Source organism: Pararhizobium gei (assembly GCF_029223885.1).
Lineage (GTDB): Bacteria > Pseudomonadota > Alphaproteobacteria > Rhizobiales > Rhizobiaceae > Pararhizobium > Pararhizobium gei.
Genome location: NZ_CP119410.1, coordinates 108,890 through 122,416, shown reverse-complemented (window position 1 = coordinate 122,416; position 13,527 = coordinate 108,890). Strand labels below are relative to the sequence as shown.

At 58.4% G+C, this 13,527-nt stretch carries 16 protein-coding genes and 1 pseudogene; 8 read left to right on the top strand and 9 right to left on the bottom strand.

All coding sequences use genetic code 11. The annotated features are described in order from the left end of the window. Positions 1-66: 66 nt before the first annotated feature. From PY308_RS21620 to PY308_RS21610, 3 genes are all read left to right on the top strand, one after another. The gene (locus tag PY308_RS21620) at positions 67-828 is read left to right on the top strand and encodes a DeoR/GlpR family DNA-binding transcription regulator (protein ID WP_275791480.1); all 762 of its coding nucleotides are present in this window, start codon (positions 67-69) and stop codon (positions 826-828) included. A 96-nt stretch (positions 829-924) separates the two neighbouring features. After that, the gene (locus tag PY308_RS21615; RefSeq protein WP_275791479.1) at positions 925-1,374 is read left to right on the top strand and encodes a hypothetical protein; all 450 of its coding nucleotides are present in this window, start codon (positions 925-927) and stop codon (positions 1,372-1,374) included. Between the two features lie 14 nt (positions 1,375-1,388). Beyond that, positions 1,389-1,835, top strand: coding sequence for a GNAT family N-acetyltransferase (locus PY308_RS21610; protein WP_275791478.1), 447 nt, complete (start codon positions 1,389-1,391; stop codon positions 1,833-1,835). A 132-nt stretch (positions 1,836-1,967) separates the two neighbouring features. Here the strand turns inward: PY308_RS21610 and PY308_RS21605 are convergent, their stop codons facing one another. Genes PY308_RS21605 through PY308_RS21595 form a run of 3 tightly spaced genes read right to left on the bottom strand, consistent with a single transcriptional unit; the run spans position 1,968 to position 3,968 of the window. Further along, positions 1,968-2,807 carry a type 1 glutamine amidotransferase domain-containing protein gene (locus PY308_RS21605; RefSeq protein ID WP_275791477.1) on the bottom strand — a complete coding sequence of 280 codons (840 nt, stop codon included), beginning with the start codon at positions 2,805-2,807 and terminating at the stop codon, positions 1,968-1,970. Between the two features lie 52 nt (positions 2,808-2,859). Beyond that, positions 2,860-3,162 (bottom strand): putative quinol monooxygenase, encoded by a 303-nt coding sequence (locus tag PY308_RS21600; RefSeq protein ID WP_275791476.1) that lies wholly within the window; start codon positions 3,160-3,162, stop codon positions 2,860-2,862. 14 nt (positions 3,163-3,176) lie between these two features. Next, positions 3,177-3,968 (bottom strand): SDR family NAD(P)-dependent oxidoreductase, encoded by a 792-nt coding sequence (locus PY308_RS21595; RefSeq protein WP_275791475.1) that lies wholly within the window; start codon positions 3,966-3,968, stop codon positions 3,177-3,179. A gap of 97 nt (positions 3,969-4,065) precedes the next feature. On the opposite strand from PY308_RS21595, the gene PY308_RS21590 reads away from it, so the two are divergent. Then, positions 4,066-4,986, top strand: a complete 921-nt coding sequence (locus PY308_RS21590; protein WP_275791474.1) for a LysR family transcriptional regulator — start codon at positions 4,066-4,068, stop codon at positions 4,984-4,986. A gap of 53 nt (positions 4,987-5,039) precedes the next feature. Here the strand turns inward: PY308_RS21590 and PY308_RS21585 are convergent, their stop codons facing one another. Next, on the bottom strand, positions 5,040-5,831 hold the full coding sequence (locus PY308_RS21585; protein WP_275791473.1) for an aldolase: 792 nt from the start codon (positions 5,829-5,831) through the stop codon (positions 5,040-5,042). A 10-nt stretch (positions 5,832-5,841) separates the two neighbouring features. After that, positions 5,842-6,549 (bottom strand): haloacid dehalogenase type II, encoded by a 708-nt coding sequence (locus PY308_RS21580; protein ID WP_275791472.1) that lies wholly within the window; start codon positions 6,547-6,549, stop codon positions 5,842-5,844. Positions 6,550-6,636: 87 nt separating this feature from the next. On the opposite strand from PY308_RS21580, the gene PY308_RS21575 reads away from it, so the two are divergent. Next, on the top strand, positions 6,637-7,494 hold the full coding sequence (locus PY308_RS21575) for a LysR substrate-binding domain-containing protein (protein WP_275791470.1): 858 nt from the start codon (positions 6,637-6,639) through the stop codon (positions 7,492-7,494). Positions 7,495-7,533: 39 nt separating this feature from the next. Here PY308_RS21575 and PY308_RS21570 read toward each other — a convergent pair whose 3' ends face one another. Further along, positions 7,534-8,148: a TetR/AcrR family transcriptional regulator C-terminal domain-containing protein gene (locus PY308_RS21570; RefSeq protein ID WP_275791469.1), complete on the bottom strand. Its 615-nt coding sequence runs from the start codon at positions 8,146-8,148 to the stop codon at positions 7,534-7,536. 75 nt (positions 8,149-8,223) lie between these two features. On the opposite strand from PY308_RS21570, the gene PY308_RS21565 reads away from it, so the two are divergent. Beyond that, on the top strand, positions 8,224-9,663 hold the full coding sequence (locus tag PY308_RS21565; RefSeq protein WP_275791468.1) for an FAD-dependent oxidoreductase: 1,440 nt from the start codon (positions 8,224-8,226) through the stop codon (positions 9,661-9,663). An 11-nt stretch (positions 9,664-9,674) separates the two neighbouring features. Beyond that, entirely contained in the window at positions 9,675-10,079 is a 405-nt protein-coding gene (locus PY308_RS21560) for a RidA family protein (protein ID WP_275791467.1), read from the top strand. A 201-nt stretch (positions 10,080-10,280) separates the two neighbouring features. Here PY308_RS21560 and PY308_RS21555 read toward each other — a convergent pair whose 3' ends face one another. The 3 genes and pseudogenes from PY308_RS21555 to PY308_RS21545 all read right to left on the bottom strand — a co-directional run. Next, positions 10,281-11,171 (bottom strand): HNH endonuclease, encoded by an 891-nt coding sequence (locus PY308_RS21555; RefSeq protein WP_275791466.1) that lies wholly within the window; start codon positions 11,169-11,171, stop codon positions 10,281-10,283. Positions 11,172-11,661: 490 nt separating this feature from the next. Beyond that, positions 11,662-11,811, bottom strand: a complete 150-nt coding sequence (locus tag PY308_RS21550; RefSeq protein WP_275791464.1) for a hypothetical protein — start codon at positions 11,809-11,811, stop codon at positions 11,662-11,664. Positions 11,812-12,008: 197 nt separating this feature from the next. Beyond that, positions 12,009-12,395, bottom strand: a pseudogene (locus PY308_RS21545) (IS6 family transposase); the annotation flags it as partial. Positions 12,396-13,138: 743 nt separating this feature from the next. Here PY308_RS21545 and PY308_RS21540 point away from each other — a divergent pair. Beyond that, a complete protein-coding gene (locus PY308_RS21540) occupies positions 13,139-13,498 on the top strand; it encodes an SH3 domain-containing protein (RefSeq protein WP_275791463.1) in 360 nt (119 codons plus the stop codon). The last annotated feature ends 29 nt before the right edge of the window (positions 13,499-13,527 follow it).

The following is a 13,527-nucleotide window of genomic DNA, read 5'->3' as shown; positions in this document are numbered from 1 at the left end:
ATAATTGCACGGTATTGCATGAATTTGTATTTCGTGCAATAAGCTGCAAAACAGCGCGAGGACGTGATGCTGACGAGCGAAAGAAAAGCCCTTATCCTTGATACCCTTGGAACCACCGGCCGCGTGGTCGCGAAAGAGCTTAGCCTCACGCTGGGCCTGTCGGAGGATACGATCCGCCGCGACCTTCGCGAGCTTGCCGCGGAAGGTCTGCTTCAACGGGTCCATGGTGGAGCGCTACCGGCATCCAAAGCGCTCGCTGACCTACCAAGCAGACGGAAAATTTCCGTCGAGGACAAGACGGCAATCGCAAAGGCGGCGGCGGCGATGGTCAGGAATGGCCAGATTGTCTTTCTGGATGGCGGGACCAGCACCGTTGCGGTGGCTCGCGCCCTCCCCTTGCATCTCCATGCGACCGTTGTCACGCACAGCCCCGATATCGCGGTTGCACTTCTTGAGCATCCAACCATCGAAGTCGAGCTCGTCGGCGGCCGCATCTACAAGCACTCCAACGTGGCAGTGGGGGCCATAGCCAGTGAGTGTATCTCCCACATCCGCGCCGACATCTTCTTTATGGGCGTGACCGGCATCCATCCCGACCATGGGCTGACGACAGGCGACAGAGAAGAGGCGGCAACCAAACGCGCAATCAGCCGCCAGTCGGCGGAAACGATTGTCCTCGCATCCAAGGAGAAGCTCGGCGCCGTCTCCGCTTACGACATCATCGGTCTCGATCAGATAGATGGGCTGATCGTCGAGAAGAGCTGCCCGAATGATCTCCTGGAACCTTACCAAACGCGCGGAATCTCGATCACGCGCGCCCAGGCTTAAGCAGACCGGCCAAGATGCCCGCGTGGTCCCTACCGGCCCCAGCCTTATCCAGACCAGAGCGGAATTATGGGTCCAGCCTTGAAGTGAGTGAACACCTTGTCTCGAAACATACTTCTCCTGTTCGCGCTTTTGACCTTTTCGCTCACCGGCTGCCAGAGCCCACCGCCCGTCACGCCAATCGGCTATAATGGCACCACCAAAGATGGCATAGTGACAGCCAGGCCGTTGACGGATGCCGAGATGGCCAAAGCGATGAAATCGGCACAGCGTGCAAGTGACATGGCGCCGGCTATCGCGGCCGCAAATACCTTCGGAGGATTGGATCCAACCGGCATGACCCAGATGGCGGTCACTGCGGAAACCAGGCGACGCATGCAGGATGTCCAGCAGTACGTACCCGGCATGATGGCAGCAAACGTCCAGCGGCTGGAAGCCTATTGCAAGACAAACCCAAAATTCGATGCCTGCATCGAGTTCCGGAAGACCAAGGCCGAAATGAAAGCGCGCGGTCAGCGTATGCCGGACGGGTCTGTTCCCCAGCCGTGAGGCGGTCGGAAAAAATGGTCATCGTTCGCAAAGCAAATACAACAGACATTCCGGCGATGAGCCGGGTGCTGACTGCCTCGATCACGTCCCTTTGCACTGATGATCACGGAAATGATCCAAGCCGACTGCGTCAATGGACGCAAAACAAGTCTGAAGCAGGCGTTGTTCAGATGATGGACAATCCGAATCAAACGGTCTGGGTCGCAGAAGTCAGCGGCGAAGTCGCTGCGGTCGGAGCAGTCGCAGGGGACAGCATCGTCCTCAACTACGTGGCTCCCGAGCAGCGTTTTCGGGGTGTAAGCAAGGCACTGTTGGCCGCTATGGAAGACTCGCTCCGCGATGCCGGCATATCGCTGGGAAAGCTGGTGAGCACCAGAACGGCGTTGCGCTTCTACCTGGCTTCCGGCTGGTCTGAGTTGGGACCCGGCGCTGGCGGAATCCGCATGGAAAAGATTCTGTGAAGGGCAAGACAACAAATACGTTTTAGTCGCATTGAAGCAATGTTCAAATTCTTCGGCCGCCCGCTGCGGCCGGTTCTCGCCTTATCAGCTAAGGGTACCCTTTGTCGCCAAGTGAGGCGACATCGGCAGATACTACTTCAATCTGTTGAGAAGTTCATGAGCCACAGCCAGAGCTGACGCAGGATTCTGGCCGGTGATCAATTCCCGATCCATGACGACATGTCCGTCGAAGGGAGCATTGGCCTGGCTGAACTCGCCACCCGCCTTAGTTAGCGCATCCTGCGGGTAGAACTTCATCTCGCCACCGTTCAAAAGTCCCTTCGCCATTTCCTCCTCCCGGTTGCTGAAGACCGTGAACTTGTAGCCGGCATAGATCCAGTCCGTTTGCGCCTTTGCGGTTCCCGCCGTCTCGAACTTCGCCACGAACTCTTGTGCGTCTGGCAGTGTTGAGAGAAGCGCGATCGGACCATGGCAGGCAAGCGCGGTCGTCTTGCCGTTTTCGTGGAAGTAGGTGAGCAGTTTGCCGAGATCGGAACTTACCAAAAGATCCTGCATCGGTGCGTGACCGCCGGGCACATACACCGCGTCAAAATGGTCGTAGCCAATCTGCCCGACCCGCGCCAGGCTGATGACTGGCGACTTGTCGCTCGACATCAGGCCCAGTTCCGACAGTTGCGCTTCGCTGGCCTTCATCGCGGTTTCGTCGCCGCCGAAATACATTTTGTCGATGGAGGTCACGTCAACGGAAGGCACCGTACCTTTCGGCGTGGCGAAGGTGATCTCATGGCCGGCGTCGAGCAGCGCCTTTACCGGCTGCATCAGTTCATTCAGATAGAAGCCGGTTTTGAACACCTTGCCGTCCTTCAAGTCGAGACGGTTGGAGTCGGACAGGACAATCAGCACGTTTCCGGCATGGGCGTAGGTGCTGGTGCCGAGCGCAAGAGCGACAGCGAGGCTGCGCAGTAGTTTCATTTGTTTATCTCCGAATATGAGAAAATCTGTTTGGGAATGGAAAGGTGGATGCTCAGCCAGCGACCTTGGTCAGCCGGTGCAGGGCGAAATCGGCGAAATAGTCTCCCACGCCGCTCGCCTGGAAACGCTGCATGGCGGCCCCCTGCATATGGGCGCGCCACTGTTGTTCGCTTGCCCAGGTTTCGACGAAGATGCGCACGCGTCCATCATCGAGTGACTGATGCAACTCGTACCGAAGGCAGCCGTCTTCGGCCAAAGTCTCGGTGACCAGCTTTTCCTGGGCGGCGCCAAGCGCTGCCTCCTTGCCGGGCTTTGCTGTGGTAATGGCGATGATGGTCAGAGGTGTGTCGGACATAGGAGAAACCCTTCTCAGGCGATGGTGTTGACGAGACCGCCCTCGGCACGAAGGGCTGCGCCGTTCGTGGCCGATGAACGGGGGCTGGCGAGATAGGCAACGAGGTTTGCCACCTCTTCCGCTTCCACCATGCGCTGGAGGATCGAGGCTGAGCGGGCTGTTGCGAAGAATTCGGCCTCGATTTGTTTGATCGGTGCGGACGGGTCACTGGCCTGGCTGCGCAGGAAGCCTTCGATACCTTCCGAGCGGGTCGGCCCCGGAAGCACGGAATTGACCGTGACATTGGTGCCGCGGGTCAATTGTGCCAATCCGCGGGAGACCGAGAGTTGCGCCGTCTTGGTCGTTGCGTAGTGGATCATATCCTGCGGAATGGCGAGGCCTGACTCACTGGAAATGAAGATGATCCGGCCCCAGTTGCGCTCCAGCATGCCGGGCAGATAGGTGCGCGACAGGCGCACGCCGCTCATGACGTTGACGTCGAACAGATGGCTCCAATCGGCGTCGGTGATGTCGCCGAAGGCCTTGCTCTCGTAGATACCAAGATTGTTGACGAGGATATCGACCGAAGGTTCCGCGCTGGCGATGATCGCTGCTCCCTCGGCGCTGGCGGCGTCCGCCAGAATTCCAGAGATATCCGATCCGCCGGCTGCCTTGACGGAAGCGAGCACGTTGTCGAGTTTGGCACGGTCGCGTCCGGTGATGACGACGCGGGCGCCTTCAGCGGCGAGTGTGCGGGCAATTTCGAGACCGATACCAGCGGTGGCACCGGTAATCAGCGCGGTCTTGGCGGTGAGTTGCAGATCCATGACGTGTCTCCAGATTGTTGCTGGAGGAAACTTATGATTTAAGCTCAATTCACACTATTGCCTGCAGAAGACATGCACCTGTGAATTAGGATCATCAATGCCGCGCATCCTGATGGAACGTTCGGGAGAAATGGAAGTGTTTGCCCGCGTCGTTCAGGACGGAGGATTCTCCGCCGCGGCTCGCAACCTCGACATCACGCCATCGGCGGTCAGCAAGTTGATCGCCCGTCTTGAAGCAAGGCTCGGCACACGTCTGCTGGTGCGAACCACCCGTGCCGTGACACTCACGCAAGAAGGCGAGGCCTATCATCATGCGGCGCTTCGGATTTTGCAGGAACTGAACGAGGCGGATCAGGAGGCCGCGGGTGGCGCGGTGCGCGGGCGACTGAGGATCAATACAACGATACCGTTCGGCACGATGTTCGTCGCACCGGCCATCCCGGAGTTCGTTTCACGCCATCCCGATCTGATCGTGGACCTCTCCTTCACTGACGGGATTGTCGATCTGGTGGCGGAAAAGACCGATGTCGCTATCCGCATGGGCAATCTGCCGGACAGCGGGCTGATAGCCCGCAAGCTAGGGCAAAGCAGGCGCGTCGTCTGCGCTTCACCCGATTATCTGGCGCGCAGGGGTTCGCCGCAAACGCCGGCGGATCTTGCGTATCACGACTGCCTGACGTTCAATTTCCGGCGCGCAAGGCCGTCCTGGCCGTTTCGTGACCGTGACCGGGACATCGCTCAACTGGTCCAAGGCAGCATCGTCGTCAACAACGGAGAGACGATGAAGCAAATGGTGCTGGCCGGCGCCGCCATTGCCCGCGTCGGCCTGTTCCATGTGGCCGACGACATCGCAGCGGGGCGGTTGATTCCACTGCTCGAAGACTTCAATCCAGGCGATCTTGAACTGGTGCATGCCGTCTATGTTGGTGGTGGTCCCCTGCCCCACCGCGTCCGTGCCTTCATCGAGCATATGGTCGTGACACTGGGTGATTCACCGCTGCTGAAAGGGACGTCCTGACCCGGACGGAATATGGGAAAGGCGAATGCCAACGCGTCGCCTTTCCTGTTCCATCAATCGCGATACTCTGGCGCCTGCCGGTCGAGGACCCGCCGGATGCTCTCCAGATGCATTCTGGCACTTTCGGGGTCCCCTTCGCGCATCTGCCTTGCCGCTTCATCGGCGACAGCGGGCACGACCGGCAGAAGTTTCCGGCCGGAACCCATTGCCTTCAACTGAACTTCGGCAGCACGTTCGAGATAATAGAGATCGTCCCAGGCTTCGGCGATGTTCGGCGCGCAGACCATCACACCATGGTTTTTCATAAACAGTATATCCTTGTCGCCAAGGACGGAGGCGATCCTGTCGCCTTCGCCTTCGTCCAGGGCGAGGCCGTTATAGTCCTGATCCACCGCGACACGGCCGTAGAACTTGAGCGCCGTCTGGCCTGCCCAGACCAATGGCTCCCCCTCCACCATGCTGAGCGCGGTGGCATTCGGCATATGGGTGTGAAAGGCGGCCCCCACCCGAGGCGACGTCTTGTGCAGGCGCGCATGGATGTAGAAGGCCGTCGCCTCCGGCACGCCATCCCCGGCAACCACATTGCCCTCGAAATCGCAGATCAGCAATGACGAGGCAGTCGCCTCCTGAAACGCCCAGCCGAGGCGGTTGACGATGAAGAGGTCGGGATGGCCAGGCACGACGGCCGAGAAATGATTGCAAATCCCCTCTTCAAGGCCGAGCCGTGCCGCCATACGAAGGCAAGCGGCAAGATCGACACGTGCCTGCCATATCTCGTCAGTATCCAGCGGGAGATTGCGCCGAAGTGCAGGATTTGTCTTCGAAACATTCAGTTCATGCGCCATGTTGGTCTCCTTATCGCTTCATCCAGCCTACTGTGGCAAGGATGGCAGGTATCTTGTCGAGTGCCGGGACGATCTCATTCGGGTGGTAGTCAGCGAGTGGTTTGCGGCCCGTGCCACGGTCGACCCAGACAGTACGAAAGCCAAGCTCACGCGCTGCGACAAGATCAAGATGCGGGCTGGCGCAGATATGCACCAGATCCTCCATGCCGATGCCGAGGCTTTTCCAGGCATGATGGAAGATCTGGCTGGATGGCTTGTAGGCACGGGCCTGTTCCGCAGTGATGACGCGGTCGATGTGGCCACCAAGTTGGGCCACGTTTCCAGCAATGATGGCATCATCAGTATTGGAGATGATCGCGAGGCGGAACCCTGCATCTTTCAACTTTCCAAGGGTTGCCACGACCTCCGGAAACGGCGGCATCTTGCCGATCGACGAGGTCAGGATTTCCGCATCCGCAACCTCAAACGGAAGTCCGAATTCAGCCATCGACCGCTCCAGCGCAAGCGCGCTGACCTTGGTAAACGTGCGGTGCGGACGCTCCTCCTCCAGCGCATGTTCATGGCTGTCGTAGACCGCGATGAAGGCCTTCTGATCGATATCGCCACCTTTTGCGGACAGTATTCTGTCCATTGCTGCAAGGAGCCCCTCGTCCCATTGAATCAGGGTTCCGTAGCAATCAAAAGTCAGCCAGGTCGGCTTGGGTCCGTTCAGGGTCATTTGTCTACTCCTTGATTTTCCCGAGCTTGACAAAACCTGCATGGATTGAGAAATTAAATCTTATCATCATCTTCATCGAGAAATCAAATGAGCTTCGGCTTCGATCTGGATCTTCTGAAAACCTTTGCTGCAGTCGTCGATTGCAGCGGCTTTACCAAGGCGGCCGAGCGGGTACACCTGACGCAGTCGACGGTGAGCCAGCAGATCAAGAAGCTGGAGGTCAATTTGGGCGCCTCGTTGTTGCGGCGGGACAAATCGACCGGAACTGTTGAAACGACGGAAGCCGGCGAGTTGCTGCTGAGCTATGCGCGCAGAATACTCGCCATCGCAGATGAGGCCGCCGAGGTCATGCGGACGCCTTCGGCCCCGCGCACGGTCCGTCTTGGAGTGCCGGAAGATTTTGCCGGGCGGCGGCTTATCGATCTGCTATCGGGATTTTCTGCGGCGTCTCCACATATCAGGCTCGATACGGTCAGCGGCTGGAGCACCGAGCTTCGCCGCTTGTTGGACGCGGGCGAGATCGATCTGGCGCTGATCAAGCGCGAGCCTGGCGATGGGGCGTGTCTTGCGAGTTGGAAAGAAGAGCTGATCTGGGTGGAGAGCACCACCCGTCCAGTCGAGACGAATCCGGTCCCACTTGCGGTGTTTCCCGTCGGATGTATCTACCGGGATCGCGCGATCAGCGCGATCGAGCGCAGTGGTCGCCGCTGGCGAATCGCCTATACCAGCCAGGGCCTGATGGGCGTGCAGGCAGCGGTTGCTTCCGGCCTCGGAATCAGTCTGCTACCTTCCGATGCGGTGCTTTCCGAACACCGGAAGCTCGGCCCGCTGGATGGGTTTGGTGATCAGCCCGCGTCCGAGATGGCGCTGGTGAAAGGACGGGCGAGCCTCTCTGCAGAGGCGCAGTCCGTCGGTCGCTTCCTAGCGGATAGTCTGGGGTCGTAATGTCCTGGACAAAGGTGTGCGGGTGACCTTGCTGCCGTTTCAGGAAAGGCGAAGCGCCGCCTTCAAGCCTGCGATCTGCAGATCGAGCCCAAACGCAAAACGTTGATCGGCATTGGCTCCGGCAATCTCACGCATCGCTATTGCAGCCATAGGAAATTTTGCTGCCAGGGGGTTCTCCTCCTGACCTGCTGGTTCTGTTCCGCGCACAAGACCCTGCTCCTCGATAACGAAGCCGATCACGAAATAGACGATCGTGAATGCACCCCAAGTCGCGACACGGTCGTCAGCTCCGGCTTGCTTGAGAGCGTCGATGAGCAACGAGCCGACGCGCAGTACGTTGTCGGATAAAGGATAGGTGCCGGCGAAAACACGTGCCGCATCGCGGCGCGACAGCAGGGCGTCGCGCACTTCGGAGGCCACGCGCCCAAGCCTCGCGTCCCATGCCTCGCCTTCCGGATTGCTTGCAGCGACCGGCTCCATCAGCGCATCCGCCATTCCCTCGAGCAGGGCATCCTTGTTGGCAAAATGCCAGTAGAGCGACGGCGCCTGAATGTTCAAGGCGTCTGCCAGCTTACGCATCGTCAACCCCTCCATCCCGACCTCATCCAGCAGCTTCAACGCCGTCGCGATGACCTCGGTTTTCACAATGCGCATGTCTATCTCCAGTTTTTCTGTTGACTCCCTAACACTGTTAGGTAAACCTAACAACGTTAGATTGGAGTGCTTCTGATGAAAATGAACTATGATGTTATTGTTGTCGGCGCAGGCCCTGTGGGACTGTGGCTGGCCTGCGAGTTGAAACTTGCCGGCGTGGATGTCGCTGTTCTTGAGCGGCGAACGGAGCGGACGGCGCAGTCGCGAGCGCTCACCATCCATGGGCGTTCGCTGGAAGTATTTGCCTTGCGCGGCCTTGCCGATCGCTTCCTCAGTGCAGGCAAGCCGATCCCGACCGGTCACTATGGGGTCCTCGATACGCGGCTGAATTTCTCACCCTTTGACACGCGCTTCCCCTACACCCTGTTTATTCCACAGACCGTAACCGAGGAGCGTCTGGAAGAACGCGCGATTGAACTCGCTGTCGTCATCGTGCGGGGCGTGGCAGCAACCGGAATTGTGGACGACGGGAACCGGGTGCGCATCTCTACCGATGTCGGAGAGTTTTTCGGCTCCTATGCTGTTGGAGCGGATGGCGCTCGCAGCATCGTGAGGGAACATGCAGGCATCTCATATGAGGGAACAGAGGCCCGCAACTCTCTCATGCTTGCAGACGTGGTTCTTGCCTCGCCACCGGCAAAACCCGTCGTGTCGGTCACCAATGAACATGGCTCGGTGATGATCGCGCCTCTCGGTGACGGCAAACACCACCGCATCGTGCTCGTGGATCCGCAGAGGACCCATGTGCCGCGAACCGAACCGGTCACTCTGGAAGAGGTAGCGGGACCAACCGCGCGCATTCTCGGCGAGGACTATCAGCCTCGCGACCCGATCTGGCTTTCGCGTTTCGCCGATGAGACGCGCCTTGCCGGAACCTATCGCAAGGGCCGCGTCCTCCTCGCCGGCGATGCCGCTCATATCCATGCTCCCATGGGCGGACAGGGCATGAATGTCGGACTGCAGGACGCATTGAATCTCGGCTGGAAGCTGGCCGCAGTCGTGAAGGGCGAAGCGCCTGACCAACTGCTGGATACCTATGACGAGGAACGTCGTCCAATAGGACAGATCCTCTATACCAACACCCTGGCACAGGTCGGGCTGGTTACGCGATTCGATCCGGCGACCCTTGCCTTGCGCGAGACGCTGAACGAGCTCCTCAAAATTCCGGCAGTCAATCATCGTCTTGCCGGTGAGCTTTCCGGTTTCGACGTCGCCTATGGCGCCGGTGCGAAGGCGGCCCTTACTGCCGGGCAGTTGGCGGCAGGGGTACGCGTTCCGGATATCGAACTTGTCGGTAGAGACGGAGGACCGATGTCGCTCTACAGCCTGCTGGTCGAAGGACGTTGGCTTCACATTTCCTTCAAACCAGGCGCATCGGTTTCCGGCCCGGAATGGTTGCGATCCAGCAGCGTCCAATCCCTGGCGGCAGTTCCATCCGACCATGCGGCCCTGCGCGGCGTTCGGGCATTGCTGGTCAGGCCCGACGGTTATGTCGCCGCTGTCGATCAGGAATAAGGAGAGCATCAATGGAAACTCTGAACCCCTCGTCCCTGACCGAAGCATCCTCGCACCTGATTGCACAGATCGCCGTCACCCCGCCTGGCGCGCGGCTTGCCGCCATCTCGGGCCAAGTCGGCGTCGACAGGGCGGGTCAACTCGTCGGTGGAAACGATCACGCGGCCCAGGCGAGGCAATGCTTCAGCAATGTCCTCGACGCCCTCGCGGCCATAAAGGCGCATCCGGACGATATCTTGCAGATGAAGATCTACGTCGTCCGGCACACTCCAGATCTCGTTCCAGCGATCTTTGGGGCAGGCGGTGAAATATTCGGCGAAAGTTGGCCGGTGTGCGCGAGCACCTGGATCGGCGTCGAAGCGCTCGCCTTGCCAGAATGGCTTGTCGAGATAGAGGTTCTGGTCGCCCTGTCATAACGTACAATTTATTATGAGACGCGGGGCGTCCGGGAGCCGGACACCTGCGTCTCATTTCATGAAGGCCGCGAACATGATGCGACCATCACGCCTTGAACGGATATGAACCGGCAGCCTGGTAGGTACAAAATCTATCCTACTGTAATCGTTCATTAATAGCTGACTCAGCCACATAGCTGCCTGTTTACCCTGCTCGCCCACTCACGTGATGATTGCCCGCAACTCCTCTATGGAAAGCATCGGTTCTCGCCGATGTATCATAGAATGGCAATTGGGGCAGACAGGCTTCAGGTCGGCGATCGGGTCGACCTTGTAGGTCTTCCTGATCTGCTTCAGTGGAACCAAGTGATGCACGTGCATAAAGTCCCTCCCACGCTCACCGTATCGGGAACCGAAGTCCATGTCGCAACCCTGACAAACAGTGCCGTAGTGGCTGATACAGGCGGCGCGGGCGCCCCTATTTCTCTCGTAACGGTTGACTTTGACCTCAATGATGGCGCCCTCGGTATAGTTGGCTTCAGGGGACGGTTCATCTGGATAGGGCTGATCCGAAAAGCCACCGGCCCCCGTCCAGTACCGAATGACTGGGCTTCCCCAATTCAAGTCTGGCGGCGCGGGGACATATTCTTCAAGCTTGTCGAGCACACCTCTAATTGCCGCCCGGTGCAGCGCGTGGGCCACCGCCGAGAACGCCGAAAAATGCGTGCCTGCACCTTGCCCACCTTTTCCGTAGCGAGCGATCAGCGCACTCCACAAATCGGGGCGAATAGTGGCGAGGCTGTCAATGAAGTGACCGGTATGGAAGGGGCGAGGCCCGATTGCACTCATTATCGAAGTGATACTATCGTCCGTTAGCGCCGATGATACGCGTGCGGCGAATGCGATGCGAGCTGCATCTCTGGCTTCCTTGATTTCTCGGAAACGATTTTGGAGTTCCTCGCCGAGCACATTGACCGTGTAGATGCCGTCATTGGTGTGCGTGTGGTTCTTGTTCTTAGTGATCACGACTACAGTTATGCCGTCGATCCTGCCTTCTGACCTCAAACCATGGCCGTGTGGATCGAATTCGAGGATATCCTCGGCTTGTATCATGAAAAGCTTCTCCTTTATGGCGAGATAAATTCAGACACGCCAATACACCGCTAGAGCCGAGTTGATCCAAGCAGCGCAGGTGGGTGCCAGCGGAAACATTGCTAGGGCTGTTGAATACCGCGCGTAAATAGCCACTTTTTTGCACATACTGGCCTCCCGATAACAATGGCAGGCCAAGGTATCACAACGCAGATGTGTTCAGGTGTTGGTCAGCCTCTGCAGTCTTTAAACGTCCGGTCAAGGTGTGAATGGAGCTGCGCTTGCTCTGGACCGGCGACCCTCGCAATGAGGATAGCTAACGGCTTGAAAAATGAGTGTATGACGTGGATAGATGCGACCAAACGCTTTCTAGGGCATCATAATTTCACATAATTCCGAGTTATGTGAATTTCAGTTCTCGCTATAGTTACGAGCTCCGGAGAAAGTTGCAACCGAAAAGATTGTCCCTATCTCCACTGCTGCAGCAGTTGTTCCTTGCCATAGCCCCCCATCACCCGGTCTTTGCATTCAGGATATGCAGTTTTCGGATTTCATCCGCGCATTCCAGAAGGATGTGGCTGACGAGCAGATCGGGCATGTCGTCGACTTGGGGAAGAATAGCCTCGATGCCTGCGACTACGCTTGAGGAGATGGATACCACGTTGCCAGTCGCCGCAAGTTGTAATCCGCTGCTCGGCAATCACGCTTGCGGCGCGCTCGACCAGGCGCCGGCGTTCGAACGTTGACAGCTTTGAGACCTCGTTGGCCGACCGATATAGCTCACTGACAAAGTCGGGGATGGCTGACGTCATCGATTGGCACCTCCAAAAGCATCATCGATCCCGTAAACGGGCTTCATTGGCTCTTCAAGACCTTGCGCATCAGGCGTTTGGCCGCCTTGGCATTGCGGCGGCTTTGCACCAGCGCCTCCAAGACGAAACCGTCCTGGTCAACGGCGCGCCACAGCCAGTGCTTCTTGCCTCGAATCGAAATGGCGGCCTCATCGAGGTGCCATTTATCTCCGAGCCGACCGGATGATCGACGGCGGATCTCGTTGGCGAAGGTGCGGCCGAATTTCTCCGCCCACTGCCGGATTGTCTGATGGGAGACAATGATCCCACGGGCAGCCAGCAAGTCCTCGACCACCCGCAGGCTGAGAGGAAAACGGAAATAAAGCCACACGGCGTGAGCAATGATTTCAGCGGGAAAGCGATGGCGGCGATAGAGCGGGTCACGATGTGGCATGCCCGTCATCGCACATCGAATTCCACAATCCGTTAAGTTGACGATGCCGTTTCGTGACACTGCTTGTTTGAACGTTGAAGCATCGTTCAGTCGCCTTGCTGGCTGGAATAGATTCATGCTTCGGGCGTCAGGTTCGCCAGTCAAGATGAAATCCATGCCTCATTAAACTTTAAAGTTGCGTGCACTAGGCAGAGGTGCAATTCTGCTAAAATAACGAAGCCGGGAGGAAAACAATGGTCGATATCGTCGGACCACCGTCGAATGCAACGCGCTGCCGCCCTATTGCCGACAATCTTCGGGACCTCTTGGACTCGGCGGCGCAAGCCACGGGAATCGACAAGATCGTCATTACATCGGGGGGTCAGCCCAGCAACCACGCGCCTCACCTAAAGGGCGTTCCATGCGGCTGGAAAGGCTCGCCACGGCATGACAATGGCCGAGCGGCGGATCTTCAACTCATCAAGAACGGGGCGCGGCTCAAATTCAACAACAGCGATGGTAGTCAAGTCGCACCCTTCATAACGGCCTGCGCAGCAAGAGGCTCGAATGGAATCGGCGCCGCAACCGATTACATGGGACCAGAGACAATTCATGTCGGATTTGGTCGAACAGCGAGCGATACACAGCAATTGGTGTGGGGAAAGGATGGGCTGTCGGCCAATGCCCCTGGATGGTTGCGGACGGCCGCCCGCGCGGGCTGGAACAGTCCGGCTCACGATTTTCTCGCGTCGGCGGTGCTGACAATGTCTACGGGCGCCCCGCCAGTGGCTCACTCGACCGTCAATGCGCGCGATGGGCTTTGGCTGAGAAGGGGACCGGGCCTTGCCTTCGACCGGGCAAGATTGCTTGAAGCGGGCACCTCGCTCACGATCCTGGGGCTCGACGGCGAATGGGCTCGCGTCGACCTTCAAGGAGATGGCCTGATCGACGGATATGTCTTTGCCGCCTTTCTCGGAATGTCTGCGATGGAACACCTAGATGAGGGTGACGAGGAGCCCATCAATGAGGCGGCGATCGAAGAGCTTCTTGCAGAGGCGACAGACCCAAAATCAGGAGCGCCGGCGAATGCGCGTGGTCGCGCGCCGAGGCGCAAAAAGGATTGACTCCCTCACGATGCAAACCCGACAGGTGC

What these genes read in the sequence shown, in the direction of transcription:
- PY308_RS21620 (WP_275791480.1), top strand. Translation starts at nt 67, where the DNA reads ATGCTGACGAGCGAAAGAAAAGCCCTTATCCTTGATACCCTTGGAACC.
- PY308_RS21610 (WP_275791478.1), top strand. Translation starts at nt 1,389, where the DNA reads ATGGTCATCGTTCGCAAAGCAAATACAACAGACATTCCGGCGATGAGC.
- PY308_RS21605 (WP_275791477.1), bottom strand. Translation starts at nt 2,807, where the DNA reads ATGAAACTACTGCGCAGCCTCGCTGTCGCTCTTGCGCTCGGCACCAGC.
- PY308_RS21600 (WP_275791476.1), bottom strand. Translation starts at nt 3,162, where the DNA reads ATGTCCGACACACCTCTGACCATCATCGCCATTACCACAGCAAAGCCC.
- PY308_RS21595 (WP_275791475.1), bottom strand. Translation starts at nt 3,968, where the DNA reads ATGGATCTGCAACTCACCGCCAAGACCGCGCTGATTACCGGTGCCACC.
- PY308_RS21590 (WP_275791474.1), top strand. Translation starts at nt 4,066, where the DNA reads ATGCCGCGCATCCTGATGGAACGTTCGGGAGAAATGGAAGTGTTTGCC.
- PY308_RS21585 (WP_275791473.1), bottom strand. Translation starts at nt 5,831, where the DNA reads ATGGCGCATGAACTGAATGTTTCGAAGACAAATCCTGCACTTCGGCGC.
- PY308_RS21580 (WP_275791472.1), bottom strand. Translation starts at nt 6,549, where the DNA reads ATGACCCTGAACGGACCCAAGCCGACCTGGCTGACTTTTGATTGCTAC.
- PY308_RS21575 (WP_275791470.1), top strand. Translation starts at nt 6,637, where the DNA reads ATGAGCTTCGGCTTCGATCTGGATCTTCTGAAAACCTTTGCTGCAGTC.
- PY308_RS21570 (WP_275791469.1), bottom strand. Translation starts at nt 8,148, where the DNA reads ATGCGCATTGTGAAAACCGAGGTCATCGCGACGGCGTTGAAGCTGCTG.
- PY308_RS21565 (WP_275791468.1), top strand. Translation starts at nt 8,224, where the DNA reads ATGAAAATGAACTATGATGTTATTGTTGTCGGCGCAGGCCCTGTGGGA.
- PY308_RS21560 (WP_275791467.1), top strand. Translation starts at nt 9,675, where the DNA reads ATGGAAACTCTGAACCCCTCGTCCCTGACCGAAGCATCCTCGCACCTG.
- PY308_RS21555 (WP_275791466.1), bottom strand. Translation starts at nt 11,171, where the DNA reads ATGATACAAGCCGAGGATATCCTCGAATTCGATCCACACGGCCATGGT.
- PY308_RS21540 (WP_275791463.1), top strand. Translation starts at nt 13,139, where the DNA reads ATGTCTACGGGCGCCCCGCCAGTGGCTCACTCGACCGTCAATGCGCGC.